Source organism: Streptomyces sp. GL_141, assembly GCF_057834385.1.
Genome location: NZ_CM174402.1, coordinates 7982207 through 8005087, shown reverse-complemented (window position 1 = coordinate 8005087; position 22881 = coordinate 7982207). Strand labels below are relative to the sequence as shown.

Sequence of the window (22881 nt, the reverse complement as noted above, 5' to 3'; positions counted from 1 at the left end):
GCCGAATCCCCTCCAGTGAACCCCCGGCCACCGTCTGGCGCGGCTCCAAGAATGGTCGCATCTGCCTCTACGGCCTGCGGACCAGTGGCTGGTCGTTGGGACGCACCAGCTCGCGATCGTGGACGGTGTCGAAGCCGATGAGCGGGTGGCCGCGGTCCTCGGCGGCGAGGTCCAGGAGCGCTTGCCAGCCCTCGGGACCGGTCCCCTCGGCCCGTCCCTCCAGGATGCGGCTCCCCTCCCTGCCGAACAGGCTGTTCACTTCGTCCCGCGGCAGTTCGACCATGCGGGCATGATCGCCCGGTCCCCGCCGCGCCGCACCCGAATTCCCGGCCGGCCGGCGGCGCTCACGCCGAGTCGCGGACCACCAGTTCCGGGTCGAAGAGCACCGCGACCGGCTCTGCCGGGGCCGTGCCGGCCACCCGGTCCAGGAGGAGGCGGACCATCTCCGCCGCCATCTCCTCCACCGGCTGCCGGACCGTCGTCAGGCGGGGTCTGGCCGCCACCGCCGCGCCGGAGTCGTCGAAGCCGACCACCGCCACGTCCTGCGGGATGCGGCGGCCGTGTTCGCGCAGCACCAGGCAGGCGCCCTGGGCCATCAGGTCATTCGCCGCGAACACCCCGTCCAGGTCCGGGCGTTCGGCCAGGAGCGCACGCATCGCCTGCTCGCCGCCGTCCAGCGTGAAGTCCGCCTCGGCCACCCGTACCGCCGTTCCTGCGAGCGCCTCCCGGAAGCCCGCCACCCGGTCCCGGCTCGCCGGGACGTCCGCCGGGCCGCCGATCGCGACGAGCCGCCGGCAGCCCCGGGCCAGGAGGTGCCGCGCGGCCAGCGCTCCGCCCTCGCGGTGGCGCAGGTCGACCCAGTCCAGCGGAACCTCGGGCGCCGGGCGGGCGAAGAGCACCGCGGGCAGACCGGCGCGCGCGAGCATGCCGGGCAGCGGGTCACGGCCGTCGGTGGTGACGAGCAGCGCCCCGTCCCCACCGCCCTGGGTGAGGTACGCGACCACCTGCGCCCGGTCCGCCTCCCCGTCGGCGAACAGCAGCACGGGATGCACCCCGCGCGGGCGCAGGGCGCGTACGACCCCGCTCACCACCCGCCCGAAGAAGGGGTCCTGGAACACCCGGCCGGTGTCCGCTCCCGCACCCGAGACCACCAGTGCGACCGCACCCGAGCGCCGGGTCACCAGCGAGCGGGCCGCGCGGTTCGGTACGTATCCGGTCGCGGCGACGGCCTGCTGGACCGCCTGCTGGATGGCGGGGTCCACATTGCGGACCCCGTTCACCACGCGGGACACCGTGGCCCGGGACACCCCGGCGGCCCGGGCCACGTCCTCCAGGGTCGGGGCCGTTCCGGTGCCGGTGGCCGTTCCGGCGCCGGTGCCGGTGCCGGTGGCCGTGCTCGCTGCGTCCATGTCGGCACTGTATCCGCCCGCGCTCACGGCCCTCCCGGACCCCGGTCAGACCTCCGCCCGCCTCCTGGAACAGCAGATCGCGTGCACGGCGAGCGGCCGGCCCGGCGAACCGCACCGCGGCTGAACTCCCAAGTGGCGAAGCCGAGACCAAACCCGAACCAGTACGCGCAAACCCGCTCCGGCGGGGCCCCGGCAGGGCTCCGGCAGCGCGCTGCGGGAGATCGTTTTCGCTGGTCCGGCGGGTTGTCACGGTGTTAGCCTGCGGCGATCCCAGGTGTGGGCACGACACGGGGTAATGCGTCACACAGGAGGCTCATATGTCACGTCGTCCGGTCACCATCGTCACCGGAGGCAGTCGCGGAATCGGCGCCGCCACGTGCGTCCGGCTCGCCGCCGACGGGCACGACCTCGTCCTCGGCTACCTCCACGACGACGCCGCCGCCAAGGCCACCGCCGACCGGGTGCGGGAGGCCGGTGCCCGGTGTGTGACCGTGCGCGGCGACACCTCCGAGGAGTGCGGCGTGGAGCGGCTCTTCGACATCGCCGGAGCCGAGTTCGGCGCCGTGACCGGACTGGTCAACAACGCCGGAGTGACCGGCACTCCGGGCCGGCTCGCCGACATCCGGGTCGAGGACCTGCGCCGTGTGCTCGACGTGAACCTCCTCGGGTACCTGCTCTGCTGCCGCCGGGCCGCCCGGGACATGGCCGAGTCGGGCGGCGGAGCGATCGTCAACGTGTCCTCCGCGGCCGCCACCCTGGGCAGCCCCGGCCGCTACGTCCACTACGCCGCGACGAAGGCCGCCACCGACACCTTGACCCTGGGCCTCTCCAAGGAGTTGGGCCCGGACGGGATCCGGGTCAACGCCGTGGCCCCCGGCATCATCGACACCGACATGCACGCCGCCATGGGCGACCCCGACCGCCCGGCGCTCGCGGCCGCCGAGATCCCGCTCGGGCGGGCCGGCCGGCCGGCGGAGGTCGCCGCGGCCATCGCCTGGCTGCTGTCCGCGGACGCCGCGTACACGACCGGTACGATCCTGCGCGTCGCCGGCGGGCGCTGACGGCCCGTCGGCGTCAGTCTTCGCTGCCGAAGGCCGCGCTGGTCGCCGGACCGTAGACGCCCGGCGGGTCGCCCTGGATGCTCCTGTTCTGCTGGAGCTGGAGGACTCCGCGCCGGGTCTGCTCGTCGTAGACGCCGGTGAGGGAGACGTACGTGAACCCCTGCGCGTGGAGCCGTTCCTGCAGGGTGCGCACCGCGGCCCCGCGGTCCCCCGGGCCCAGGGTGCCGTCGCCGGGCGTCGGGCGCGTGCCCGTCGGGCCCGTGGGCTTCGGGTCCCGGCTGGTGCTCGGCGACGGGCCCGAAGGGGGCCGTTCCGTGGCCGGCGGAGCCGTCGCGGACGGGGCTCCGGGCGAGGGCGGGCTCAAGGGCTCCCCGGTCGGCGCGGTCTCCTCGCCCGCCCCCGGGCTGCGTGCGGGGAGGACCGGCACGGACAGGTTCGGCGGGACCACGGTGCGCGGCGGCTCCCGGTCGGGGCCGCGCAGGAGGAACGCGAGGCCACCCGCCGCCCCGAGTGCGAGGAGGGCGAGTCCCACGAACGGGAGCCGGCTGCCGCGCTGGTCGGCCGCCGAGGCCGCGGCAGCCACCGAACCCGCCGAAGGCGCTGAAGCCGCCAATGCCGCCAATGCCGCCGAGGGTGTGGTCCGCTCCGCCGGCGCGGGCTCCCCGGCGGGCGACCCGAAGCGCGTCGGTACGAGGAGCCGCCCGGACTCCTCGGGCCAGGCGGGCGCCGAGGAGCCGCGCGGCGGGCCCGAGGGGGCCACGTAGGGGCGTACGAGCAAGCGATCGTCTTCCGGCACGATCCCACTCTCATAAGGGTCGGGGGACACGGTTGTCTCGCGGCGGGTACGGGGGACGGCGCGGCGGTGCGGTGTCGTCCCCCGTACCCGGCCGGTCAGGTCCTGCGCCGCCGGGCGGCCAGGACCGTCCCGGCGCCGGCGGCCGGAACAAGGCCACCGCCGATCGCCGGGGGTGCGGACATGCCCGCGCCGAAGCCGCCGACGGCTGCCGCGGCCAGGGGAGGGCGGGCGGACAGGGGCATGTGAGGGATCTCCGAGGTGCGGCTCGTGCGGTGGCGCCGGACGTCCGGATGCGCGGACGCGGTCGCTCCGGGTGGCGGTGTTCGACCGGCGCACTCTTTCTCCAGGAGATGCCCCAGGTCAAGCCGGATGTCCGATCCACCCCATCCGCCCCATCTGGGCATGACCACTTCACCGGAACCCTCCCGCCCGGAGCGGTTCCTCTGCCAGGGTGAGGAGGTCGGCCGTCCGGATTGCGAACGGTCAACTCCTCCTCCAGGGTGTGCCGCTGCGGCCTTGCCGCTCTATCGCCGGTCGGCCGGTGAGGCGTCGCGGCTGTCGGCGAGGCCTCCGGCGTCGGGAGCACCGGAGGCGGACGCCTCGCCCCCGCCCGTGACGGCCCGCGTGGCCGTGCGGGACGCCGAGGTGACCCGGACGGTGACGGCGGCCAGGGCCATCAGGGCGGCTCCGGCCCAGGGGGCCGCGGGCACCGAGATCCCGTCGACGGCGAGACCGCCCGCGAGCGCACCCGCGGCGATGGCCAGGTTGAACATGGCCACCATGAGCGAGGAGGCGGCCTCCGCGTCGTCCGGTGCGGCCTTGATCATCCAGCTCTGGAGACTGACCGAGACCCCGCCGTACACGAGCCCCCAGGCCAGCAGCAGCACCGTCCCCGCGACCGCTCCGGGCACCGTGGCGAGCAGCGCCAGGATCACGGTGAGGGAGGCCCCGACCGTGAACAGCGTGCGGTACGGGTCGCGTGCCCCCGCCAGGAAGTTGCCGGCCACGCCCGCCACTCCGTACCCGAGGAGGAGGGTGCTCACGTAGGCGGCGTTCACACCGGACACGTCCTGCAGGATGGGCCGTACGAACGTGTACGCGGCGAACTGCCCCGTCACCAGCAGGAAGGTGACGGCCACCCCGGCCCGGACCGCGCGGTTGCGCCGGAGCAGGGACGGGAGCTGGGCGAAGGTGATGCTCCGGGTCGGCGGCAGCGGCGGGAGCAGCAGGAGCAGCGCGATCAGGGTGAGGAGTCCGAGCCCGCCCACCGCCGCGAAGGCGAAGCGCCAGCCGCCGAGTTCGCCGAGCAGGGTCCCGGCGGGGACGCCGAGCACCGAGGCCGTGGGGACTCCGCCGAAGACGAGCGCGGTGGCCCGGCCGACGTGCTGCTCCGGGACGAGGCGGACGGCGAGGCCGCCGGCTATGGCCCAGAACCCGCCGACGCTGACCCCTACGAGCAGCCGCGCGGCCAGCAGCACCCCGAAGCCCGGCGCGAGGGCCGCGACCAGGTTGGCGACGGCCATCAGGGCGATCAGCACGACCAGCACCCACCGCCGGTCGAGCCGTCCGGCACCCACGGTCACGAGGGGCGCGCAGAATCCCGCGATCAGCCCCGGCACGGTCACCATCAGCCCGGCGGTGCCGTCGGACACACCGAGATCGGCGCCCACGGGGGTGAGCAGGCCTACGGGTAGCAGCTCGGAGGTGATGAGGCAGAAGATCCCGAGCGCCACCGCCCCTACGGCCCCCCATCCCCGCCACCCTGCGACGGGGACAGGAGCGGAGGCGGGGACGGGGACGGGGACGGGAGCAGGGCTCGAGAGGTGGTGCTTCGGCTCCGGGGGCTGCGGTTCGTTGCCGGGCGCGGGTGCTGCGGTCATGGGGCGAGACTCCATACGGGGCAGGCGGGCGGACAGGCGGGCGGCCCACCCGGAGCGTTCCCACCGCTCGGGCGGGGCCGGGCCGGGGAGCCGGCACGGCCGTGCGGAGCACCGGAGGTCGCGCCTCCCCCGGCATCCGTACTGTCGTTCCCGTCCGAACCTTGTCGGGATTTCTCCGCCAGGTCCACCCCCCGTCCACGTGGGCGTTCTCCCGGGCCGGTGAACCTCCTGAACCTCCCGACACGGCGGAAACGCTCACACTGAGCTCAGCGAACCGTTTCAGCAGCCCCCACGGCGCCCTCCCGGCCCACTCGGCCGTCCCGCTCGGCCGGCCTCGCCGCACCCGCGCGCGGGAGCACGGGAACCGGCCGCCCGCCCGTGCGGCATGGTGGTCCGATGCAGTTACGCCGGGTCCTGCCCCTCTCCCTCGTCGCCCTCCTCGCGAGCGCCGGCTGCGTGTCCGTCGGCGGCCCGCGGGTGTCCGACGTGCCCGCGCGCGGCCCCGTACCGCCCGCCGGTGCGCCGGATCCGAGCGGGCCGGACGACGCGTCCCCCGCAGCCGGTGCCCTCGGGATCCCCGCCGAGCCGCTGCCCCTCGGCGAACTCCCGGCAGGAGCCGGCACCGCCCGGGGCGCCGCGCCGGAACCCGCCCGGCGCGCCGCCAAGGCCCCCCGCCCAGCGGCCGAACGGCGCGCGAAACCGGCCGCGCCGCGCCGCGCGCACCCGCCCCAGAAGGCCGCCGCCCGGCCCGACCGCCCCGTACGGGATCCCGTACCTCCGCCGCCCCGTACGGACGAGCTGTGCGCGGCCGCGGAAGGGGCCCTGCCGCCTTCCATCGTCGATCTCTGCATCCGCCAAGCGGACCGCTGAGGCGACCGCTGAGGCGACCGCCAAGCCGACCGCTGACCTGGCCCGATGGCCGCATAGTGTGGGCGCGCTTGACTCTCACACCGTGTCAGGGCCTGCACTGGAAGGCGTCATGTTCACCATCGGAGACTTCGCCAAGCACGGCCGGGTATCGGTCCGCATGCTGCGTCACTACGACGCCCTCGGACTGCTGCACCCGGCCCGTGTCGACCCCGCCAGCGGCTACCGCTACTACGAGGCCGGGCAGCTCGCCCGCCTCAACCGTGTCATCGCGCTCAAAGAGCTCGGCTTCAGCCTGGAACAGGTGGGGTCGATACTCGACGAGCTGGTGGGCGCGGAGGAGCTGCGCGGCATGCTGCGGCTGCGGCAGGCGGAACTGGAATCGGCCATGGCCGCTGCGGCGGCCCGGCTGACCCAGGTCGAGACGAGGCTCCGGATCATCGAGAACGAGGGAACCATGTCTTCCATCGACATCGTCGTGAAGAGCCTTCCGCCCGTCCGCCTCGCCGAGTTGAGCGGGGTCGCGGCCAGCTACGACGGCCAGGACATCGGCCCGGTCATCGGCCCGCTCTACGACGAGCTGCTGAGCCGCGTCGAGTCCGCCGGCGTCACGCTGACGGCCCCGGGCGTGGCGTACTACGAGGACGCCGGCGACGCGTCGCGGCCCGGTGCCGTCCTGGTCCACGCCGGGGTGGCGGTGGCCGCCGGCGTCCGGGCCGAGGACCTCGGGGGCGACGTGCGCATCGTCGTGCTGCCCGCCGTCGAGCGGGCGGCGACGGTCGTGCACCGGGGTTCGATGGACTCCGTCCTGCCGACCGCTCAGGCCCTGGCGCAGTGGATCGACGCGAACGGGGAGCGCTCCTCCGGCTACGCCCGCGAGGTGTCGCTGGCCTGCCCGGAGGACCGGGACCAGTGGGTCACCGAACTGCAGGAGCCGCTCGGCGCCTGAGGGGCCACGCCCCCGGTTAGGCTCCGCTGATGCAACGCGTACTCGTGGTCGGCATCAGCGGAGCCGGCAAGTCCACCCTGGCCCGGGAGTTGGGACGGCTGCTCTCCCTGCCGTACCACGAGATGGACGCGCTCCACTTCTCCGGGCCCGGGTGGGCCGTCAGCCCGTCCTACGTCGCGGACCTCGCGCGGATCGCGGACGGCGACCGGTGGATCCTCGACTCCCACGGGCCCGAGGCCGCGCGCGAGCTGCTGTGGCGGCGGGCCGACACCGTGGTGTGGCTGGACCAGCCGCGCCGCACCGTCATGCGCCGGGTCCTGGTGCGCTCGCTGCGCCGGAGCCTGCTGCGGGAGCGGCTGTTCGGCGGAAACCGGGAGCGGTGGCGCGAGTGGCTGCGCGCCGACCACCCCGCGTGGTGGGCCTGGTCCCAGTACGGGGCCCGGCGCGCGGAGATCGGCGGGCTGGCCGGGGACGCACGGTCCGCCCCGCTGCGCGTGGTGCGGCTGCGCTCCCCGAAGGCCGCCGAGGCCTGGCTGCGGGCTCAGCGCCCCGCCGGGCGGCCGCCCGTCACGGAGCGGCCGCCCGTCACGGAGCGGCCGCCCGGCGCGTAGGCGCGACCCCGTACGGCGCCCCGAACCGTTCCGAGAACCGTTCCGCGCACGGCTCCGCGCCGGACCGTGCGCAGCCGGCGCATCGTGGCGTGCCCGCGGCGGCGCCACTCCGCCCGCGGCAGACCGGCGCGCTGGCCGCCGCCGGTGATCAGGGCGTTGACCGGTGCGTGCGGGTCCGCGGCGAGCCCCTTGGCCACCAGGACCCCGACCACGAGCGGGACCAGGGCCACGGCCAGTGCCGAGCCGGCGGTGGTCACGTGCTGCTGCATCCGCGGGCGGCTCGCGGTGGGCGCGGTGGCGGTGGCGGTCGGGGTGGCGATCGCGATGCCGGTGACGGTCTCGGAGGTCATGCCCCCATTCGATCAGCGGGAGCCGTTCCGGGAATCGGGCCGGATACTCAGGCCGTTGGGTGTGAGGTACTCAGAAGCGGACCGGACGAGACCGGACCGGACGAGGGGACGGCCGTACGTGAACGCACCCGGACAGGGCTTCGAACCGGCGACCGGCGACGGCCCTGCGCTCCCGCCCTCCGCAGCGGGGCGGGCGGCGGAGCTCCGTACCGCCTACGAGGGCCTGCTGCAGATCCGCCGGCTCGTCAACGGCCCGTCCGGCGCCGGAGTTCCCGCCCCGTGGGAGCTCCGGCTGATGCCGCGCGCGGTGGCCCTCGTACTGGAGGCGGCGGGCATCCCGCCGTCGGCGCGGGATCCGCGGGACCCGGACGGGCCGCGCACCCGGACCGGGTACCGGGTGGGCCCCGCCGCGTCCGGGGAGGGCCGCGTCGAGGTGACCTGGCTCGGCCCGCCGGGCGCCGGCGCGGCCGAGGAGGAGCAGGAACGCCTCACGGCCTGCGCGGCCGCGCTCGAACGGCTCGGCTGGGTCTGCCTGCTGTACCGCGGCCCGCGCCGCCGGCGTTTCCTGGAGGTCGAGCCGCCGCCCGCTCCCTGAGGCCGCCGGCGAAATCCGGTACCCGCCGGGCACGCCCCCGGGGCACACTCGCCCGATGGGAATGCTCGACGTCCAGGCAGACCGTGTCCGCGCGGGCGCGACGGTGGAGTTCCGGCCCACCGGCACGTCCATGGTCCCGCTCGTCCACAGCCGCCAACGCGTCCGCGTCGCGCCGGCCGACCCCACCCTTCTCGAACCCGGCGACATCGTGCTGGCCCGGGTGTCCGGCACGGTGTACCTGCACCTCGTCACGGCCGTGGACGCCCCGCGCCGCCGGGTCCAGATCTCCAACAACCGGGGCCGCGTCAACGGCTGGACCGGCCACGACCGCGTCTTCGGCATCTGCCTCGCGGTGGACGACGTCCCCCGCCCCGGGGCGGCGGCCAAGGTCCGCGGGGCGCCGAACACCGCGGGCCCGGCGGATCCGCAAGAGACGGCTTAGGCCGTCTCCCGGCCGGGTCCCGGTCCTTCAGGCCGAGGCGGCGCCACCGGTTTCCCGCCGGCTCTCACCCGTTCTCACCCGATCTCACCGTAGCGCCGGGCCAGTTCGGTCACCGCGTCCGCGAGGGCCCGGCGCAGCTCCGGCGGTCCGAGCACCTCGGCCTCCGCGCCGAGGCGGAGCAGGTCGCCTACGGCCACGGAACCCGACTCGACGGCGAGTTCCACGTCCACCCGGCCTTCCGCGTCCGGCGGCCCGGCGGTGGCGAGGGCGCGGACACCGGCCGCTCCGAACCACATCGGCAGCAGACGCCGGGCGTGCGGGGAGAGCCGTACGACCGCGGTCTGCCGGCGCGTGGCCGCCTCCAGGCGGCGGGCGGACTCCTCCCAGTACGCGGCGAGTTCGAACCCCTCGGGGCGTTCGAAGCGCTCCCCCGGGGTGTCCACGGCGAGGAACCGCCCCACCCGGTAGGTCCGCACGGCTCCCTCGGCCTTCCCGGGGGCAGCCGGGGCCCTCTCGGCCTCTCCCGCCACCCCTGTCCCTGTCCCTGTCCCTGTCCCTGTCCCTGCCTCCGCCTCCGCGGCTCGGGCGACCAAGTACCAGATGCCGCCCTTGAGGACGAGTCCGAGCGGCCACAGCGCCCGGTGGACGGCTCCGCTCCAGCGGCGGTAGTGGGTCTTCAGGATCCGCTGCTCCCACACCGCCTCGGCGATCTGCGCGAGGTGCGGTACGGGGTCGGCGTCCCGGAACCAGGCGGGCGCGTCGAGGTGGAAGCGCTGCTGGATCCGGCGGGCCCGGTCGGCGAGTTCGGCGGGGAGCGCGGCCTCGAGTTTCAGCTGGGCGGCGGTGAGGTCCGCGCCGAGGCCGAGGTCCCGGGCGGGGCCGGGGGCTCCGGCGAGGAACAGCGAGCCGGCCTGGACGTCGGTGAGACCGGTGAGCCGGGTCCGGTAGCCGTCGACGAGGCGGAAGCCGCCGGCCGGGCCGCGGTCCGCGTGGACGGGGATCCCGGAGGCGCCGAGCGCCTCGACGTCCCGGTACACGGTACGGACGGAGACCTCCAGCTCGGCGGCGAGGTCGGGGGCGGTCATCCGGCCGCGGTTCTGGAGCAGCAGCAGGAGGGAGAGGAGCCGGTCGGCGCGCATGCGTTCATTGTCGGCATACCTGACAGGAGATGTCAGGTACGCGGACCAGACTGTGCGCAGACGGGCCGACAGCCCGCCGAACTCCGAACCCGCCCGCACCAGGAGGCCCCTGTGCCCACGCCCACCACGACTCCCCTCGCCAACGGATTCACCTTCAAGGACTGGGAGGAGCACCCGGTCGGCCCGGAAGGCGTCTTCCCCCGCCTGGCCCGTGCCACGGTCACCAACACCTTCACCGGCGCCCTCACCGCCCCCGCGACCACCTGCGCCTACACCGTGGCCTACACGGGGGAGAGCACCGGCACCTTCACCGGCCTGGAGCTGGTCACCGGCACGGTCGACGGCCGCGAAGGCGCCTTCGTTCTGGAGGAACGCGGCACCTTCGACGCCACCGGCACCCACTGCCGCTTCACCGTGGTCCCCGGCTCGGGTACCGGCGGCCTGACCGGTCTCGGCGGCTCCGGCTCCTTCGCCCACCGCTACGGCGACACCTCGGCGGAGTACGCCTTCGACTACGCGTTCACGGATACGGACGCGGCCGCGGCCAAAGCCACGACCGCATCCGCATCCGGATCCGGATCCGCGGATCAGTCGGCGTAGCGCAGCAGGCGCAGCGCGTTGGCGACGACCACGAGCGTGGACCCCTCGTGGACCAGGACCGCGGGGCCGATGCCGAGGCCCAGGGCGGTGGCCGGGACGAGCACCGCCACGATGCCGAGGCTCAGCCAGAGGTTCTGGCGGATGACGCGGCTCGCGCGGCGGCTGAGGCCGGTGATGAAGGGGAGCCGGCGCAGGTCGTCGGACATCAGCGCGATGTCCGCCGTCTCCAGGGCCACGGCCGAGCCGGCCGCGCCCATCGCCACGCCGACGGTGGCGCCGGCCATGGCCGGGGCGTCGTTCACGCCGTCGCCGATCATCGCCGTACGGGCCGTGCGGCGCAGCCGGGTCACCTCGGCGACCTTGTCCTCGGGGAGCAGGCCGCCCCGGACCTCGTCCATGCCGACCGCGCGGCCCACCGCGTCGGCCACCCGCTGGTCGTCGCCGGACAGCATCACGGTCCGCTGCACGCCGAGCCGGCGCAGGGCGGCCACCGCCGCGGCGGCCTCGGGGCGCGGGGCGTCCATCAGGCCGAGCGTGCCGAGCCAGCGGTCGCCCCGGCGGACCAGCATGGTGGTGCGGCCGGTCCGGGCGAGTTCTTCCGTGCGGTCGCGGAGCCGGGCGGGTACGGGCGGGCCCGCGAGGGTGTCGGCGTAGGCGAGGCTGCCGATGTGGACGGCCTCCCCGTCGAGCTCGGCGACGATCCCGAGGCCGACGAGGGCGCGCAGGTTCCCGGCCTCGGAGGGGGCGGCCACCGAGAGGGCGGCCACCGGCAGGAGTCCCGCCCCGTCGCGGACCACGGCCTGCGCGAGGGGGTGGTCGCTGAGGCGCTGCGCGGCGACGGCGGTGCGCAGCAGCTCCTCGCGCCCGGCGGTGTGGACCGGCTCGATCTCGGTGAGCCGGGGCCGGCCCTCGGTCAGGGTGCCGGTCTTGTCGAAGGCGATGGTCCGCAGCCGGCCGAACTCCTCCAGCGGCGCGCCACCCTTGACCAGTACTCCCCCGCGCGCCGCCCGGCCCACCGCGCTGAGCACGGCGGCCGGGGTGGCGATGGCCAGGGCGCAGGGGCTGGCGGCGACGAGGACGGCCATGGCGCGGTAGAAGGTGTCGGCGAAGGGCTCACCGGTGAGCGCGCCGACGGCGAGCAGCCCGGCGACGAGTACGAGGACGCCCGGTACGAAGAACCTCGTGACCCGTTCGGTGAACCGCTGGGTCGGCGAGGTGCGCTCCTCGGCGTCCTGGACCAGCTTGACGACCCTGGCCAGGGTGTTTTCCCCGGCGCGGCGGGTGACGGCGATGTCGAGTGCGCCGGAGCCGTTGACCGTGCCGGCGTAGACGCGGCTCTGCGGACCGGCCGCGACCGGGTCGGCGAGGGCGGCGGCCCGGTCGGCGGCGGGGACCTTGTCGGCGGGGACGCTTTCGCCGGTGATGGGCGACTGGTCGACGCTGCTGGTGCCGGCGGTGACGATGCCGTCGGCCGGGACGCGGGTGTGGGGGCGGACGAGGACGGTGTCACCGACGGCCAGCTCCTCGACCGGCACCTCCACCGGGGCCCCCGCGCCCCGGCGCACCAGGGCGGTGCGCGGGGCCAGCTCGCCGAGCGCTTCGATGGAGCGGCGGGCCCGGCCCATGGCGTAGCCCTCCAGGGCGTGGCCGAGGCTGAACAGGACGAGCAGGACGGCGCCCTCCTCCCAGCGCCCGATGGCGGCGGCGCCGGCCGCGGCGACGAGCATGAGGAAGTCGACCTGGAAGCGGCCGCCGCGTACGGCGAGCAGGGCCTCGCGGAGGGTGAAGAACCCGCCGAAGGCGTACGCCGCGATGAAGAGGGCCTGGGGGACGGGGCCTCCGTAGCCGGTGAGCCGGAGGGTCAGGCCCGTGAGGTAGACGGCGAGGGCGAGCAGGGCGCTGACCAGCTCCGCGCGCTCGCCGAGGAATCCGTGGCGATGGGTGGTCACGCCGCCGCCCGTGGTCACGTTCTCGACTTCAGTCATGACATCAACATATCAGCATGTTGAAATATGTGAACCTGGAGACGTCCTGATGTCTTGATCTAAGGTGACGGTCATGGAAATGGAAACGGAACCGCTCACCGAACCGGACGCCGCCGCCGTGGCCGAGGTCCTGCAGGGCCTGGCCTCCCCGGCCCGGATCCGGATCCTGGCCCGCCTGCTGCACGCCCCCTGCTCGGTCGGCGAGCTGGCCGAGGCACTAGACCTCGGCCAGCCCACCGTGTCGAACCATCTGCGGCTCCTGCGCCACCTCGACCTGGTGACCGGCCGTCGCGACGGGCGCAGCGTGGTCTACGAACTCCACGACGCGCACGTCGCGGCCCTGCTCCAGCAGATCCTGGCGCACGTCCACCACGGCGGCCGGGCGTAGGAACCGCTCCGGCCGCCGCACGCGGGACGCGCTCCGGCTACGGCGCGCCGAAGGTGAGCGTCAGTTTCGGCGAGCCCTCATTGGCCGCGGCCTCCGAGGACCACAGCCACAGTGCGTCCGTCCCGGCGCTGCTCAGCGCCAGGCCGTACGCGCTGCCGAGCGCCCCGGCGACGGCGGCCTTGTCCAGGCCGGTCGTCTGGACGGCCGACCCCTCCGGGACGCCCGCGAAGCTGCCGAGCGCCGGGCCGCCGAGGGCCGGACGGTTGGCGTACGTGGTCCCGGCCTCCGTCCAGGAGCCGGTGACCGGGAGCACGGAGACCGTGTCCGTCGTACCGGCGCCGCTCATGGTGCTGGTCTTCACGCTCAGCGTGGCCGACTTGAGCACCGTGCCGGCGGGTGCGGCGGGCAGGTTGAACCGCAGGTAGCTCGCGTAGAACGAGGTTCCGCGTACCGCGAGCGAGCCGGACGTCCCGTAATTGGTGCCCGGGGCGCCCGCGTTGGCGTACGTGTCCTCGGCGGCCTGGACCTCGACGACCGAGTCGGCCGGGGCGGAGGCCAGGGTGTGGTGGTTCTGCACCTGGGCCGCGCTCAGGACGGTCGGGTACACGGCGGTCTCGTCCAGCTGACCCGCCCAGTACTCGCTGACCGGACGGTCCGGCCAGCCGCCGAGGCTGTCGCCGCCCGTGTGCCAGTAGCCGGCGAAGTTCTCGTGCGCGGTGAAGCCCAGGGTGCCCTTCTGGACCCCGTCCACGTACAGGGTCATGCCGCCCGGACCCTGGGTCGCGACGACGTGGTGCCACTGGTTGTCGTTGTACGCGGCGGCGGTCGTGACGGTGTGGGTCCCGCCGCTGTAGACGCCGTAGACGAGCCGGCCATTGTTGGTCATGTAGATGTGCTTGTCGTACTGACTGCTGCCGCGGGCCTGGTTGTTGCCGAACCCGATGAGCTTGCCGCCCGTGGTGGTGTTCGTCTTGAACCAGGTCTCGATGCTGTAGGTGGAGCCGACGTTCTGGCGGCGGTCCCCGTACACCTGGGTGTCCGTGCCGTTGAAGCCGATGGCCGTGCTCGCGCCCGAGACCGCACCCGGGGTCCGGCGCAGGGCGGGGGCGTTCAGGTGCACACCGCTCTGGTTGCCGTCCGAGGAGTCCGCGACGAAGGGCAGGGCCGACTCGTCGTAGCGCCAGAACAGCTGGGCGCCGTCCGTACGGACCGCGCTCGGGTACGCGTCGGCCGAGTTCGGCACCGTCACGCTCGCCGTCGCCGACAGGGCGCTGGCGTTGCCGGCCGCGTCGGTGGCGGTCACCCGGTAGGTGTAGGACTGCCCCGCGACGACGGTGGTGTCGGTCCAGGAGGCCTGCGGGCGGCGGAAGAACAGCGAGTCCGCGGCGACCGTGGCGATCGGCGTGGCCGAACCGCCCCGGTAGACCTTGTACGTGAGCGCGCTGTCGTCCAGGTCGAGGCTGGTGCGCCAGCGCACCTGCACCTCACCGGGCTTGAAGCTCACGGCGCTCGCCACCGGGACGCTGGGCGCGCCCGTGTCCCCGGTGGAGGCGAAGCGGGTCAGGCTCTGCTGCGCCGCACCGTTGACGGTGGTGAACTCGCCGCCGACCCAGAGGTACTTGACGCCACCCTTGGAACCGACCGCCATCACGCGCGGGCCGATGCCCTCGCCGATGCCGTCGTTGGTGTCGGGGGCCCAGCCCAGCTTGCCGGTCGAGGTGGTCGGCTGCGCGAGCAGGTGGTGGCGCTGGCCGTCCGGGAACTCGCCGACGCTGGAGCAGTCGTGGGCGTGCGAGGCGCTGTAGAGCACGTCCTGGTACGGGAGCACGGCCTGGGTCGCCCCGAGGCAGGTGTCGCGCCAGCGCTGGCCGAAGTCGCTCAGGTTCAGGGCGATCCGGCCGTCGAAGACGCCGCCGCCCGTTCCCTCGTTGGCGGTGTAGAAGCCGGTCGCGTCGGTGGCGATGTCCTTGACCACCGAGTTGGTCTCGACGAACCCCGGGTAGGCCTTGGTGACGGCGCCGGTCGTCGCGTCGACGACGGCGAGGGCGTGGCTGTTCGTACCGCCCACGGTGAAGAAGTCGCCGCCCAGGAGCACGTGTTCGCCATCGGGGGTGAGCTCTACGGCCCGGCCCGGCTCGTCGGCGTTCGCGGTGAACGGCTTCAGCGTGCCGTCGGCGGCGTCCACGGCGGCGAACCGCTCGCGGGGCTGGCCGGCGACGGTGAGGAAGTCGCCGCCCGCGTACACGGTGTCGCCGGTGACGGCGAGGGCCCGGACGGTGGCCGCGAAGGCGGGCCGGAAGCCGGTCTTCACGGTGCAGGTCGCCACGTCGATCGCGGCGAGGCTGGAGACCGCGGTACCGTTGACGGCGCCGAAGTAGCCGCCCGCGTACAGCGTCGCCTTGTCCGGCGAGAGGACGAGCGCGCGGACGGTGGCGGTGCCGGAGCCCACGGTGAAGGACAGCTTGCAGGAGGTCGGGGCGCCCGTCGCGGCGTCGAGCGTCGCGAAGTTCACCGCCTCCTGCTCGGTTCCGGCGGCGCCGTCCGGCGGGCGCACGGCGGAGAAGGTACCGCCGACGAAGACCTGGTCGCCCGCCTCGGCGAGGGCCCAGACGACGCCGTTGGCCTGCCAGGTGGGCAGTTCGTCGGCGGTGAAGGCCACCGGCGGGGTGATGGCGGCGGCCTCTTCGACGAGGCCGAGGCCCATGGCCGTGCAGGTGCCGGCCAGCGCCAAGGTGAGAGCGGCTGCCAGCCCTCTGGATCTACGCATGAACCCCCCAGTTCGGAAAACGAAAGCGCGAAAGAAGTACGGAGCGCGGCACACGGAGTGGCCGGAAATCATCGTACGGATGTCCACGGCCGTGGCCACGGGCACCCTAGGCGGAATCCCGCCTCCGTTCACCGCACTTGACCCATCGGATGCCGAATCGCACCGGTCCCGCCCGCCCCGGGGCCCGGACCCTGCTCACCGGTAGGGGTCGGCGACCTCGCGGAGGCGGGTGAGGGCGCTGCGGAGCAGCGCGGTGTCCTCGGCGCCGAGGTGACGGGACCACTCCCCCTCGACCCGGGCCTCCGCCTCCCGCGCGACGGCCACGGCGGCCGCGCCCCGGGGGGCGACGCGGACCAGCCGGGCACGGGCGTCGGTCGGGTCGGGGGTGCGGCGGACGTAGCCGGCCCGCTCCAACTGGTCGACGAGGAAGCCGGCGCTCTGCTTGGTGATCCGGGCCTGGTCGGCGAGGTCCGTGAGCCGGGTGCCGTCCGGTCCGATGCGGGCGAAGACCCTGCCCTGGGCGACGGTGAAGTCCGCGTATCCGGCCTGCGCGAGCGCCTCGAAGACGTCCGTCTCCATCGCCCGGTAGGCGATGAAGCACAGCAGACCCAGATTGAGTTCCTCCTCGGCCCCGGATTCGGCCCCGGCCATCTCGCACCACCCTTGACTCGGTCAGTCTCTCTGACCAATATTAGTCAGAGAGACTGACCGATACCAGGTGAGGTCGATCGACATGACCGGAACGGCCCGGATGAGCCCCGACGACGTGTGGCGGACCATCGACAGCGAGCGGCTCTCCCTGGCCGGTCTGCTCGACGACCTCAGCCCCTCCGAGTGGGAGACCCCGTCCCTGTGCACGGGATGGCGGGTGCGCGAGGTCGCCGCCCACCTCACCCTCGCCCACCTGGGCGTCTTCCCGGCCCTCGTCGCCGCGGTCCGCGCCCGGGGCAGCTTCGACCGCATGATCCACGACACGGCCGTGCGGGAGGCCGCACACCCGGTGGCGGATTTCGCGCCCCGGCTGCGCGCGATGGCCGGATCCCGCCGCAAGGCGCCCGGGGTGACCCACCTGGAGCCGCTGATCGACGTCCTGGTGCACGGGCAGGACATCGCCGTCCCGCTGGGCCGGGCCCGCGCGATGCCGGCCGAGGCGGCGGCGACCGCGGCGCAGCGGGCCTGGTCCATGGGGTTCCCGTTCCGCGCCCGGCGCCGCCTGGCCGGCTTCCGGTTCACCGCCACGGACTGCGACTGGACGGCCGGCGCCGGTGACCCCGGCAGCACCGGCAGCACCGGCAGCACCGGCAGCACGGTCGAGGGCCCGGTCTCGGCGCTCCTCCTCCTGGTCACCGGCCGGGACACGGCGGCCCTGCCCCTCCTGTCCGGACCGGGCCTGCCCGCCCTCACGGAGCGGCTCGCCGCCCCGGGGGCACACCGGGCCTGAGGCGGGCGGGCAGCCACGAGGGCCCGTACCGCCCATCCATCCATCCGTCCGGAACATGGGACGCCGGGCCCGTTCTGGCGATTGCCGCCCCACCCGGGCCCGCGCCCCTCTACGGTGCCCTGGGGGACGGCACAGGCACGGGCAGGAGCGCACGCCCGGGGACGTACGCGGGCGCGGGACCGGAGGGGCGGAGCGGGATGAGCGACGAAGAAGACACGCGGCTGGCGAGGATGACCCCCGAGATTTCCCGCCGCACCCTGACCCTGCTCCGCGGCCTGGCCGGGCTCGAACCACCGGAGCAGGTGCCCGAGGAGGCGATGAACACCGCCGACGAGGTCCTCGCGGAGTACGGGACCGACGGGCTCCGCGTGCTGGTGATGACCCTGGCGGCCTGGGCGACGGCGCAGATCGAGAACGTCTCCGAACTGAGCGGGCGCAGCCACGAGGCCGTCCTCGACGCCATGGAGCTGGCCTGCCTGGAGGCCGGCGCCGAGGAGTGACGGCGTAGTCATCGCGGAGTCACCGGAGGGTGGACGGGACGACCCGGGGAGCAGCCGGACAGGAGCGCCGGGGAGGAGCCGGGCCGCGCTTCTGGCGGCCCCCTGGGCCCCGGGGGTTTGCATCGCCGAAAATCGGACAATCCACCGGAGGCGGACACCTCGGATTCGGCCCGGCGTCGGCGACACTGGGTGGAGCGGGGGGTCCCGATCGGAGGCCGTCGTGAGCACACCTTCCCCCATCCGGATCGCTGCCGTCCTGTCGACCGAGCACCGTGGACGGCTGATGTCCCACGCCCGTGAGGTCAATTTCCGCGAGGGCGCACGGATCTTCGACGAGGGAACCCGGGCGGATTCCTTCTGGATCGTGCGCTCCGGCACGGTGACCCTGGAGATCCCGGTTCCGGGCCGCCGGCCCACCCCCATCGAGAGCCTGGGCCCGGGAGAACTGGTCGGCTGGTCGTGGCTGTTCCCGCCGTACGTGTGGCAGCTGGGCGCCGAGGCCATGACACCGGTCCGCGCGTACGAGTTCGACGCCACGACCGTACGGATGCTCATGGACGCCGATCCGGCCTTCGGGTCCGCCCTCGGCCACTGGGTCGGGCGGGTCCTCGCACTGCGGCTGCACCAGACCCGGACCCGCCTCATGGACACGTACGCCCCCCGCCTCGCGGCGAGCTGACCCGGGGGGTTCGGGCCGATTCCGCCGACCGCTCCCCCACAGGTCAGCCACCCCCCGACGGCTGCGGTCTGCGGTCATGCGTGCGCGCTGCGTGACGAGAAGTAGAGGTGCGAACGGGCGTTCCGGTTCCGCATGGGCAAGACTCGCGTCCGTTATCCGACGCAACGACGCGAGGAGTGTTCGACATGCGATCCATCACCAGGACCCTGGGACTGTCGTCCGCCGCCATGGGGCTCACCGCCCTCACCGCCCTGGCCGGCTCGGGCGCCGCCGGAGCCGCGCCCACCGGCGGCGAAAGCCTGTACGCCCCGTCCGCGCTCGTCCTGAGCGTCACCGACGGCGAGGACGCGGTGAGCGGTACGGTGCTGCGCGCGGTCACCCTGGTCTGCGCGCCCCGGCCCGGCGGAACCCACCCGGACCCCGATGCCGCCTGCGCCGAGTTACAGGCCCACGCCCCCGACCTGGACGCACTCGCCGAGCCGCGCCCCGACGCGGCGTGTACCCGGGAGTGGAGCCCGGTGACGCTCACCGCCGAAGGCGTGTGGCAGGGCCGCCGGATGAACTACACGTACACCTACGCGAACCCGTGCGCGCTGTGGAACAGCACCGGCACGGTCTTCACCATCTGAGGTCAGCCCAGTTCCAGGCTCGTGACCCCGTACATGCCGGTCAGGTCGAGGTCCGGCTCCTGGCCGGTGTACATCCGGGCGGTCTCGAACGCAGGGGTCAGGCCCAGTCCGCCCAGCAGGGCCGCGGCTCGCGGATGGGCGTCCGGCACGTCGACGGCGACCTTGCCGTCGGGGGTCCGTTCCGCGAGCCGGAGCAGCAGGGCGGCGGCGACGGCCGGGTCGGCGGCGTAGAGGGGGCCGATCCGGGAGGCGCCGCTCGCCGGACGGACGGCTCCGAGCCCCTCGATCCGACCGTCCCGGACCGCGGCGAGGGCGGTACGGCCGGGCATGCCGATCCAGGCGGCGAGGAAGGCGTCACGGGGCGCGGGGAAGAACCTCCGGTCGTAGGCGGCGAGTTGCCCGAAGGGCAGGGTGGCCGCGTCCACGATCCGCACCCCGGGCGCCGTCTCCCGCGGCAGGTCCCCGGCCGGCCGCGGCACCCCCTCGTGGCGGACGTTGTTCCAGGCCGAGCGGAAGCCGGACTTGCGGTAGTTGTGCTGCTGCTCGACCACCCCGTCCAATCCGACGAGCCGCCCGTCGAGCCGCTCCATCCCCGCCTTCCACAGCCGGATCCCGTAGCCCTGGCCGCGGACCTCGGGGCGGGCGATGTAGAAGCCGATGAAGCCGAATCCGGCGCCGTACCGGACGGCCGAGATGCAGGCGACGGGCTCCCCGCGGAGCCGCCCGACGAGGAATCCGCCCGGATCGGCGACGGCGAACGCGAACCGGTCGGAGTCCCCGGGGTTCCAGCCCTCCTCGTCGGCCCAGTCCCGGAGCAGCGCCATGTCGGCGGCGCTCGCGCCGTTGATCTCGAATCCAGTCAATCCCGTCATGTCCGCTGTTGTACCAGATCCGTCACGGCGCACCGGTGGGCTCAACCGCCCGTCAGGAGGCGGACGAACGCCGCGCGATCGGCCTGCCGGTGCAGATCGCTCACCTGCCCGTCGCCCACCTCCACGACCCGCCAGACCCCGTCCTCGCGCAGCGCGAGGTCCGTGGTGACGAAGGCGCAGCCGAGCTCCGCGACGGCGGCCCGCACCGGTCCGAGGTCCGGCGCCGCGGCCTCGGCGTACGGGCTGTCGGGGTGGGCGGTGACCAGCCGGGGTTCGCCGTCCCGCCACCAGACCCGCACCTCGGTGGCCACGCCCGCGGCCGCCGTGAACGGTTCGAAGGCGCGCAGCACCACCCCGCCGGCCAGGTCCTCGCCCTGGAGTTCCACGAACCGGTTCACCACCCGGTGGACGGCGGCCCGGTCCGTGAGGTCGGGGAGGTGGCAGGCCTCGGCCCACTCGTGCTTGCGGGACTTGACGTAGTCCTTGACGATGCCCGCACGGGACGGCAGGGCCCCGGCGGCGTCGGCGAGCCGGGCCGGGTCCGGGGTCTCCCCCGGGGGCGTCGCCAGCCAGCGGCTGGGCGGGGTCAGCCCGGCGAACGCCTCGTACCAGCCGGGGAGTTCGTGGGCCCGCCGGTACGCGTCCGGGGTGACTCGGAGCGCACCGCCGCGTTCGCGCAGGGCCGCGTCGAGGTCGGCGTACCGGCCCGCCGGCGGCCGGACAGCGGGGAGGGCGTTCGTGCTCGGGATGGACGAGCTGGTCGCGGGCTGGCGGGAGGCCGGCGTCGGCGAGGGCATGACGTTGATGGTGCACGCCTCGCTGTCCGCGCTCGGACAGGTCGAGGGAGGGGCCGCGACGGTGGTGGCGAGCCTGCGCGAGGCCGTGGGTCCGGCCGGGACGGTGGCCGTCCCGGCGTTCACCTGGGAGGTGGCCGATCCTGACCCGGAGCACGTGGGAGCACCGGACGCGGCGGTTTCGGCACGCCGGGCCGCGGTTCCGCTGTTCCACCCGGGACTGCCGGTCACGCGTGCGCTCGGCGCCGTACCGGAGGCGCTGCGGTCCCTCCCCGACAGTCTGCGCAGCGGACATCCGCAGGCTTCGGTGGCGGCGGTGGGCGCCCGCGCGGCCGAGGTCACGGCGGGGCAGTCGCCGGGCTTCGCACTGGGGCGCACCTCGCCGTTCGGCCGGCTGCACGACCTGGGTGCGCACATCCTGCTGATCGGGGTCGGCCACAACCGGAATTCCTTCCTGCACTACGTCGAGTCCCTCGCGCCCCGCCCCCGGTTGCGGGTGCGGCGCTTCCCCATGGAAGTGGCCGGCGAGCGGGTCTGGGTCGAGACCCCGGACGTGGGCAACGACAACGACACCCACTTCCCCGTCGTGGGCCCCGACTTCGAACGGCACGCGGGCATCCGTCCGTCGCGGGTCGGCAGCGCGGTGTGCCGTCTCCTGCCCGTCCCGGCCCTGGTCGACTTCGCGGTCCCCCGCCTCCAGGAACTGCTGGACGCGGACGGGGGCGGGGGCACGGACGTGGACGGGGGCGCGGACGCGGACTCCGGTGCGGACTTCGCGCGCTAGCCGAAACCCCGTGGAGAACGCCGCCCGGGCTGCCTAGAGTCGGCGCCATGGGAAAGCCGCTCGTCGCAGTGTTCAGTGGGGCCGGGATGTCCACCGATTCGGGGATTCCCGACTACCGGGGGCCGCAGGGGTTGTGGCGCCGGGAGCCCGACGCCGAGAAGCTCGTGACCTACGCGCCCTACATGGCCGATCCTGAGATCCGGCGCCGGTCCTGGCTGATGCGCGCCGAGATCGGGGCGCTGGGTGCGCGGCCGAACGCGGCGCACCTCGCCGTCGCCGATCTGGAGCGTGCCGGGGTCCCGCTGCGGGTGATCACGCAGAACGTGGACGGGCTGCACCAGCTCGCCGGGACCTCCGCCCGGAAGGTGTTCGAACTGCACGGCACGGCGCGGGCCGTGGTGTGCACGGCCTGTCGTGCCCGTACCGGTATGGACGAGGCGCTGGCCCGGGTCGCCGCCGGGGAGCCGGATCCGGCCTGCCTCGCGTGCGGCGGGATCCTGAAGGCGGCGACCGTGATGTTCGGGGAGCGGCTGGACCCCGAGGTGCTCGCCCGGGCCGTCGCGGTCGCCAAGGGGTGCCAGGTCTTCGTGGCCGTGGGCTCGACGCTCCAGGTGCAGCCCGCGGCCTCACTGGCCGGGATGGCCGCGGAGGCGGGGGCCCGCCTGATCATCGTGAACGCGGAGGAGACCCCGTACGACCCGCTCGCCGACGAGGTGATCCGCGAGCCCATCGGGACGGCGCTGCCCGCCCTGCTGGCGCGGATCGCCGCGGACGGCGCCCTTCTCTGACGCGCTCCTCCGACCCGGCCGGGGCCCGCACGCCGGGCCCCGGCAACCCGTTTCGTCCCCGGCCCGCCTCAGCCCGCGTCGGCCGCCCGTCGCATCTCCGCCACGTCGAGCTTCTTCATCTTCATCATCGCGGCCGACGCCCGCGCGGCGCGTCCCGGGTCGGGGTCCGAGATCAGCTCGATGGCCCCGGCCGGGATGACCTGCCAGGACAGCCCGAACTTGTCCTTGACCCAGCCGCAGGCGGATTCCGCACCGCCGTCGGCGGTCAGCGCCTCGTAGTAGTAGTCGGCCTCGGCGTCGTCGGCGCAGTGGATCTGGAAGGAGACGGCCTCGGTGAAGGGGAACTGCGGGCCGCCGTTGAGGCCGACGAACCTCTGGCCGTTGATCTCGAACTCGACGACCATGACCTCGCCCGCGACGCCGCCGCTGTGCTCGGGACGAAGGCCGACGCGGCCGCGCTTGCCGTCCTTGAAGATCGACAGGTAGTGGTCGGCGGCGGCCTCCGCCGCGCCGTCGAACCACAGACAGGTGGTAAAGGGGTTGCTCGCCATGACT

The 22881-nt window shown here is 74.5% G+C and carries 28 protein-coding genes; 15 read left to right on the top strand and 13 right to left on the bottom strand.

Annotated features, from left to right (window positions below):
* Positions 1 to 67: 67 nt before the first annotated feature.
* Positions 68 to 283, bottom strand: coding sequence for a hypothetical protein (locus AC3IX6_RS35710; RefSeq protein WP_489367416.1), 216 nt, complete (start codon positions 281 to 283; stop codon positions 68 to 70).
* A 61-nt stretch (positions 284 to 344) separates the two neighbouring features.
* Positions 345 to 1409, bottom strand: coding sequence for a LacI family DNA-binding transcriptional regulator (locus tag AC3IX6_RS35705; RefSeq protein WP_489367415.1), 1065 nt, complete (start codon positions 1407 to 1409; stop codon positions 345 to 347).
* Between AC3IX6_RS35705 and AC3IX6_RS35700 the strand changes: the two genes are divergently transcribed.
* Both AC3IX6_RS35700 and AC3IX6_RS35695 read left to right on the top strand, forming a co-directional pair.
* Positions 1408 to 1533 (top strand): hypothetical protein, encoded by a 126-nt coding sequence (locus AC3IX6_RS35700; protein WP_489367414.1) that lies wholly within the window; start codon positions 1408 to 1410, stop codon positions 1531 to 1533. The genes AC3IX6_RS35705 and AC3IX6_RS35700 overlap by 2 nt on opposite strands.
* 193 nt (positions 1534 to 1726) lie before the next feature.
* Positions 1727 to 2470 carry an SDR family NAD(P)-dependent oxidoreductase gene (locus AC3IX6_RS35695; protein ID WP_489367413.1) on the top strand — a complete coding sequence of 248 codons (744 nt, stop codon included), beginning with the start codon at positions 1727 to 1729 and terminating at the stop codon, positions 2468 to 2470.
* 13 nt (positions 2471 to 2483) lie between these two features.
* On the opposite strand, the gene AC3IX6_RS35690 is transcribed toward AC3IX6_RS35695, so the two are convergent.
* The 3 genes from AC3IX6_RS35690 to AC3IX6_RS35680 form a co-directional block, all read right to left on the bottom strand.
* On the bottom strand, positions 2484 to 3266 hold the full coding sequence (locus AC3IX6_RS35690) for a peptidoglycan-binding domain-containing protein (protein ID WP_489367412.1): 783 nt from the start codon (positions 3264 to 3266) through the stop codon (positions 2484 to 2486).
* Positions 3267 to 3361: 95 nt separating this feature from the next.
* Complete coding sequence (locus tag AC3IX6_RS35685; protein ID WP_489367411.1) at positions 3362 to 3508, bottom strand: hypothetical protein; 147 nt, start codon at positions 3506 to 3508, stop codon at positions 3362 to 3364.
* Between the two features lie 282 nt (positions 3509 to 3790).
* Positions 3791 to 5146: an MFS transporter gene (locus tag AC3IX6_RS35680; protein ID WP_489367410.1), complete on the bottom strand. Its 1356-nt coding sequence runs from the start codon at positions 5144 to 5146 to the stop codon at positions 3791 to 3793.
* A gap of 396 nt (positions 5147 to 5542) precedes the next feature.
* Here AC3IX6_RS35680 and AC3IX6_RS35675 point away from each other — a divergent pair, with 396 nt between their 5' ends.
* The 3 genes from AC3IX6_RS35675 to AC3IX6_RS35665 all read left to right on the top strand — a co-directional run bounded on the left by AC3IX6_RS35675 (position 5543) and on the right by AC3IX6_RS35665 (position 7573).
* Complete coding sequence (locus AC3IX6_RS35675; RefSeq protein ID WP_489367409.1) at positions 5543 to 6016, top strand: hypothetical protein; 474 nt, start codon at positions 5543 to 5545, stop codon at positions 6014 to 6016.
* Positions 6017 to 6125: 109 nt separating this feature from the next.
* Positions 6126 to 6962: a MerR family transcriptional regulator gene (locus AC3IX6_RS35670; RefSeq protein ID WP_489367408.1), complete on the top strand. Its 837-nt coding sequence runs from the start codon at positions 6126 to 6128 to the stop codon at positions 6960 to 6962.
* 29 nt (positions 6963 to 6991) lie between these two features.
* On the top strand, positions 6992 to 7573 hold the full coding sequence (locus AC3IX6_RS35665) for a P-loop NTPase family protein (RefSeq protein WP_489367407.1): 582 nt from the start codon (positions 6992 to 6994) through the stop codon (positions 7571 to 7573).
* Here the strand turns inward: AC3IX6_RS35665 and AC3IX6_RS35660 are convergent.
* A complete protein-coding gene (locus tag AC3IX6_RS35660; protein WP_489367406.1) occupies positions 7504 to 7923 on the bottom strand; it encodes a hypothetical protein in 420 nt (139 codons plus the stop codon). The genes AC3IX6_RS35665 and AC3IX6_RS35660 overlap by 70 nt on opposite strands.
* Positions 7924 to 8041: 118 nt before the next feature.
* Between AC3IX6_RS35660 and AC3IX6_RS35655 the strand changes: the two genes are divergently transcribed.
* Together AC3IX6_RS35655 and AC3IX6_RS35650 are read left to right on the top strand one after the other, a co-directional pair.
* Positions 8042 to 8518, top strand: a complete 477-nt coding sequence (locus AC3IX6_RS35655; RefSeq protein WP_489367405.1) for a hypothetical protein — start codon at positions 8042 to 8044, stop codon at positions 8516 to 8518.
* Between the two features lie 55 nt (positions 8519 to 8573).
* Positions 8574 to 8960, top strand: a complete 387-nt coding sequence (locus tag AC3IX6_RS35650; RefSeq protein WP_489367404.1) for a S26 family signal peptidase — start codon at positions 8574 to 8576, stop codon at positions 8958 to 8960.
* A gap of 74 nt (positions 8961 to 9034) precedes the next feature.
* Here the strand turns inward: AC3IX6_RS35650 and AC3IX6_RS35645 are convergent, their stop codons facing one another.
* Positions 9035 to 10099: a helix-turn-helix transcriptional regulator gene (locus AC3IX6_RS35645; RefSeq protein ID WP_489367403.1), complete on the bottom strand. Its 1065-nt coding sequence runs from the start codon at positions 10097 to 10099 to the stop codon at positions 9035 to 9037.
* Between the two features lie 111 nt (positions 10100 to 10210).
* Here AC3IX6_RS35645 and AC3IX6_RS35640 point away from each other — a divergent pair, with 111 nt between their 5' ends.
* Complete coding sequence (locus tag AC3IX6_RS35640; RefSeq protein WP_489367402.1) at positions 10211 to 10699, top strand: DUF3224 domain-containing protein; 489 nt, start codon at positions 10211 to 10213, stop codon at positions 10697 to 10699.
* On the opposite strand, the gene AC3IX6_RS35635 is transcribed toward AC3IX6_RS35640, so the two are convergent.
* A complete protein-coding gene (locus AC3IX6_RS35635; RefSeq protein ID WP_489367401.1) occupies positions 10687 to 12684 on the bottom strand; it encodes a heavy metal translocating P-type ATPase in 1998 nt (665 codons plus the stop codon). The two genes, AC3IX6_RS35640 and AC3IX6_RS35635, sit on opposite strands and share 13 nt — an antisense overlap.
* A gap of 73 nt (positions 12685 to 12757) precedes the next feature.
* Between AC3IX6_RS35635 and AC3IX6_RS35630 the strand changes: the two genes are divergently transcribed.
* Positions 12758 to 13072, top strand: a complete 315-nt coding sequence (locus AC3IX6_RS35630; protein WP_489367400.1) for an ArsR/SmtB family transcription factor — start codon at positions 12758 to 12760, stop codon at positions 13070 to 13072.
* A 37-nt stretch (positions 13073 to 13109) separates the two neighbouring features.
* Here the strand turns inward: AC3IX6_RS35630 and AC3IX6_RS35625 are convergent, their stop codons facing one another.
* Complete coding sequence (locus AC3IX6_RS35625) at positions 13110 to 15839, bottom strand: DNRLRE domain-containing protein (RefSeq protein ID WP_489367398.1); 2730 nt, start codon at positions 15837 to 15839, stop codon at positions 13110 to 13112.
* Positions 15840 to 16034: 195 nt separating this feature from the next.
* Complete coding sequence (locus tag AC3IX6_RS35620) at positions 16035 to 16490, bottom strand: MarR family winged helix-turn-helix transcriptional regulator (protein ID WP_489367397.1); 456 nt, start codon at positions 16488 to 16490, stop codon at positions 16035 to 16037.
* 82 nt (positions 16491 to 16572) lie between these two features.
* Here AC3IX6_RS35620 and AC3IX6_RS35615 point away from each other — a divergent pair, with 82 nt between their 5' ends.
* The 4 genes from AC3IX6_RS35615 to AC3IX6_RS35600 all read left to right on the top strand — a co-directional run bounded on the left by AC3IX6_RS35615 (position 16573) and on the right by AC3IX6_RS35600 (position 19088).
* On the top strand, positions 16573 to 17280 hold the full coding sequence (locus AC3IX6_RS35615) for a maleylpyruvate isomerase family mycothiol-dependent enzyme (RefSeq protein ID WP_489367396.1): 708 nt from the start codon (positions 16573 to 16575) through the stop codon (positions 17278 to 17280).
* 197 nt (positions 17281 to 17477) lie between these two features.
* The gene (locus AC3IX6_RS35610; protein WP_250739249.1) at positions 17478 to 17780 is read left to right on the top strand and encodes a hypothetical protein; all 303 of its coding nucleotides are present in this window, start codon (positions 17478 to 17480) and stop codon (positions 17778 to 17780) included.
* Positions 17781 to 18000: 220 nt separating this feature from the next.
* On the top strand, positions 18001 to 18459 hold the full coding sequence (locus tag AC3IX6_RS35605) for a cyclic nucleotide-binding domain-containing protein (RefSeq protein ID WP_489367395.1): 459 nt from the start codon (positions 18001 to 18003) through the stop codon (positions 18457 to 18459).
* A gap of 185 nt (positions 18460 to 18644) precedes the next feature.
* Positions 18645 to 19088, top strand: coding sequence for a subtilase-type protease inhibitor (locus AC3IX6_RS35600; protein WP_489367394.1), 444 nt, complete (start codon positions 18645 to 18647; stop codon positions 19086 to 19088).
* Positions 19089 to 19090: 2 nt separating this feature from the next.
* Here the strand turns inward: AC3IX6_RS35600 and AC3IX6_RS35595 are convergent, their stop codons facing one another.
* Together AC3IX6_RS35595 and AC3IX6_RS35590 are read right to left on the bottom strand one after the other, a co-directional pair.
* Positions 19091 to 19960, bottom strand: coding sequence for a GNAT family N-acetyltransferase (locus AC3IX6_RS35595; protein WP_489367392.1), 870 nt, complete (start codon positions 19958 to 19960; stop codon positions 19091 to 19093).
* A gap of 41 nt (positions 19961 to 20001) precedes the next feature.
* Positions 20002 to 20757 (bottom strand): ATP-grasp domain-containing protein, encoded by a 756-nt coding sequence (locus AC3IX6_RS35590; RefSeq protein WP_489367391.1) that lies wholly within the window; start codon positions 20755 to 20757, stop codon positions 20002 to 20004.
* On the opposite strand from AC3IX6_RS35590, the gene AC3IX6_RS35585 reads away from it, so the two are divergent.
* Together AC3IX6_RS35585 and AC3IX6_RS35580 are read left to right on the top strand one after the other, a co-directional pair.
* The gene (locus AC3IX6_RS35585) at positions 20708 to 21538 is read left to right on the top strand and encodes an AAC(3) family N-acetyltransferase (RefSeq protein ID WP_489367390.1); all 831 of its coding nucleotides are present in this window, start codon (positions 20708 to 20710) and stop codon (positions 21536 to 21538) included. The two genes, AC3IX6_RS35590 and AC3IX6_RS35585, sit on opposite strands and share 50 nt — an antisense overlap.
* A 47-nt stretch (positions 21539 to 21585) precedes the next feature.
* Complete coding sequence (locus AC3IX6_RS35580; RefSeq protein ID WP_489367388.1) at positions 21586 to 22326, top strand: SIR2 family NAD-dependent protein deacylase; 741 nt, start codon at positions 21586 to 21588, stop codon at positions 22324 to 22326.
* Positions 22327 to 22394: 68 nt separating this feature from the next.
* Here the strand turns inward: AC3IX6_RS35580 and AC3IX6_RS35575 are convergent, their stop codons facing one another.
* Positions 22395 to 22877, bottom strand: a complete 483-nt coding sequence (locus AC3IX6_RS35575) for a VOC family protein (RefSeq protein ID WP_489367387.1) — start codon at positions 22875 to 22877, stop codon at positions 22395 to 22397.
* Positions 22878 to 22881 lie beyond the last annotated feature (4 nt).

Coding starts and splice junctions, on each gene's coding strand:
- AC3IX6_RS35710 (WP_489367416.1), bottom strand. CDS start 283: ATGGTCGAACTGCCGCGGGACGAAGTGAACAGCCTGTTCGGCAGGGAG.
- AC3IX6_RS35700 (WP_489367414.1), top strand. CDS start 1,408: ATGTCGGCACTGTATCCGCCCGCGCTCACGGCCCTCCCGGACCCCGGT.
- AC3IX6_RS35705 (WP_489367415.1), bottom strand. CDS start 1,409: ATGGACGCAGCGAGCACGGCCACCGGCACCGGCACCGGCGCCGGAACG.
- AC3IX6_RS35695 (WP_489367413.1), top strand. CDS start 1,727: ATGTCACGTCGTCCGGTCACCATCGTCACCGGAGGCAGTCGCGGAATC.
- AC3IX6_RS35685 (WP_489367411.1), bottom strand. CDS start 3,508: ATGCCCCTGTCCGCCCGCCCTCCCCTGGCCGCGGCAGCCGTCGGCGGC.
- AC3IX6_RS35680 (WP_489367410.1), bottom strand. CDS start 5,146: ATGACCGCAGCACCCGCGCCCGGCAACGAACCGCAGCCCCCGGAGCCG.
- AC3IX6_RS35675 (WP_489367409.1), top strand. CDS start 5,543: ATGCAGTTACGCCGGGTCCTGCCCCTCTCCCTCGTCGCCCTCCTCGCG.
- AC3IX6_RS35670 (WP_489367408.1), top strand. CDS start 6,126: ATGTTCACCATCGGAGACTTCGCCAAGCACGGCCGGGTATCGGTCCGC.
- AC3IX6_RS35665 (WP_489367407.1), top strand. CDS start 6,992: ATGCAACGCGTACTCGTGGTCGGCATCAGCGGAGCCGGCAAGTCCACC.
- AC3IX6_RS35660 (WP_489367406.1), bottom strand. CDS start 7,923: ATGACCTCCGAGACCGTCACCGGCATCGCGATCGCCACCCCGACCGCC.
- AC3IX6_RS35650 (WP_489367404.1), top strand. CDS start 8,574: ATGGGAATGCTCGACGTCCAGGCAGACCGTGTCCGCGCGGGCGCGACG.
- AC3IX6_RS35645 (WP_489367403.1), bottom strand. CDS start 10,099: ATGCGCGCCGACCGGCTCCTCTCCCTCCTGCTGCTGCTCCAGAACCGC.
- AC3IX6_RS35635 (WP_489367401.1), bottom strand. CDS start 12,684: ATGACTGAAGTCGAGAACGTGACCACGGGCGGCGGCGTGACCACCCAT.
- AC3IX6_RS35630 (WP_489367400.1), top strand. CDS start 12,758: ATGGAAATGGAAACGGAACCGCTCACCGAACCGGACGCCGCCGCCGTG.
- AC3IX6_RS35625 (WP_489367398.1), bottom strand. CDS start 15,839: ATGCGTAGATCCAGAGGGCTGGCAGCCGCTCTCACCTTGGCGCTGGCC.
- AC3IX6_RS35620 (WP_489367397.1), bottom strand. CDS start 16,490: ATGGCCGGGGCCGAATCCGGGGCCGAGGAGGAACTCAATCTGGGTCTG.
- AC3IX6_RS35615 (WP_489367396.1), top strand. CDS start 16,573: ATGACCGGAACGGCCCGGATGAGCCCCGACGACGTGTGGCGGACCATC.
- AC3IX6_RS35610 (WP_250739249.1), top strand. CDS start 17,478: ATGAGCGACGAAGAAGACACGCGGCTGGCGAGGATGACCCCCGAGATT.
- AC3IX6_RS35600 (WP_489367394.1), top strand. CDS start 18,645: ATGCGATCCATCACCAGGACCCTGGGACTGTCGTCCGCCGCCATGGGG.
- AC3IX6_RS35595 (WP_489367392.1), bottom strand. CDS start 19,960: ATGACGGGATTGACTGGATTCGAGATCAACGGCGCGAGCGCCGCCGAC.
- AC3IX6_RS35585 (WP_489367390.1), top strand. CDS start 20,708: ATGGACGAGCTGGTCGCGGGCTGGCGGGAGGCCGGCGTCGGCGAGGGC.
- AC3IX6_RS35590 (WP_489367391.1), bottom strand. CDS start 20,757: ATGCCCTCGCCGACGCCGGCCTCCCGCCAGCCCGCGACCAGCTCGTCC.
- AC3IX6_RS35580 (WP_489367388.1), top strand. CDS start 21,586: ATGGGAAAGCCGCTCGTCGCAGTGTTCAGTGGGGCCGGGATGTCCACC.
- AC3IX6_RS35575 (WP_489367387.1), bottom strand. CDS start 22,877: ATGGCGAGCAACCCCTTTACCACCTGTCTGTGGTTCGACGGCGCGGCG.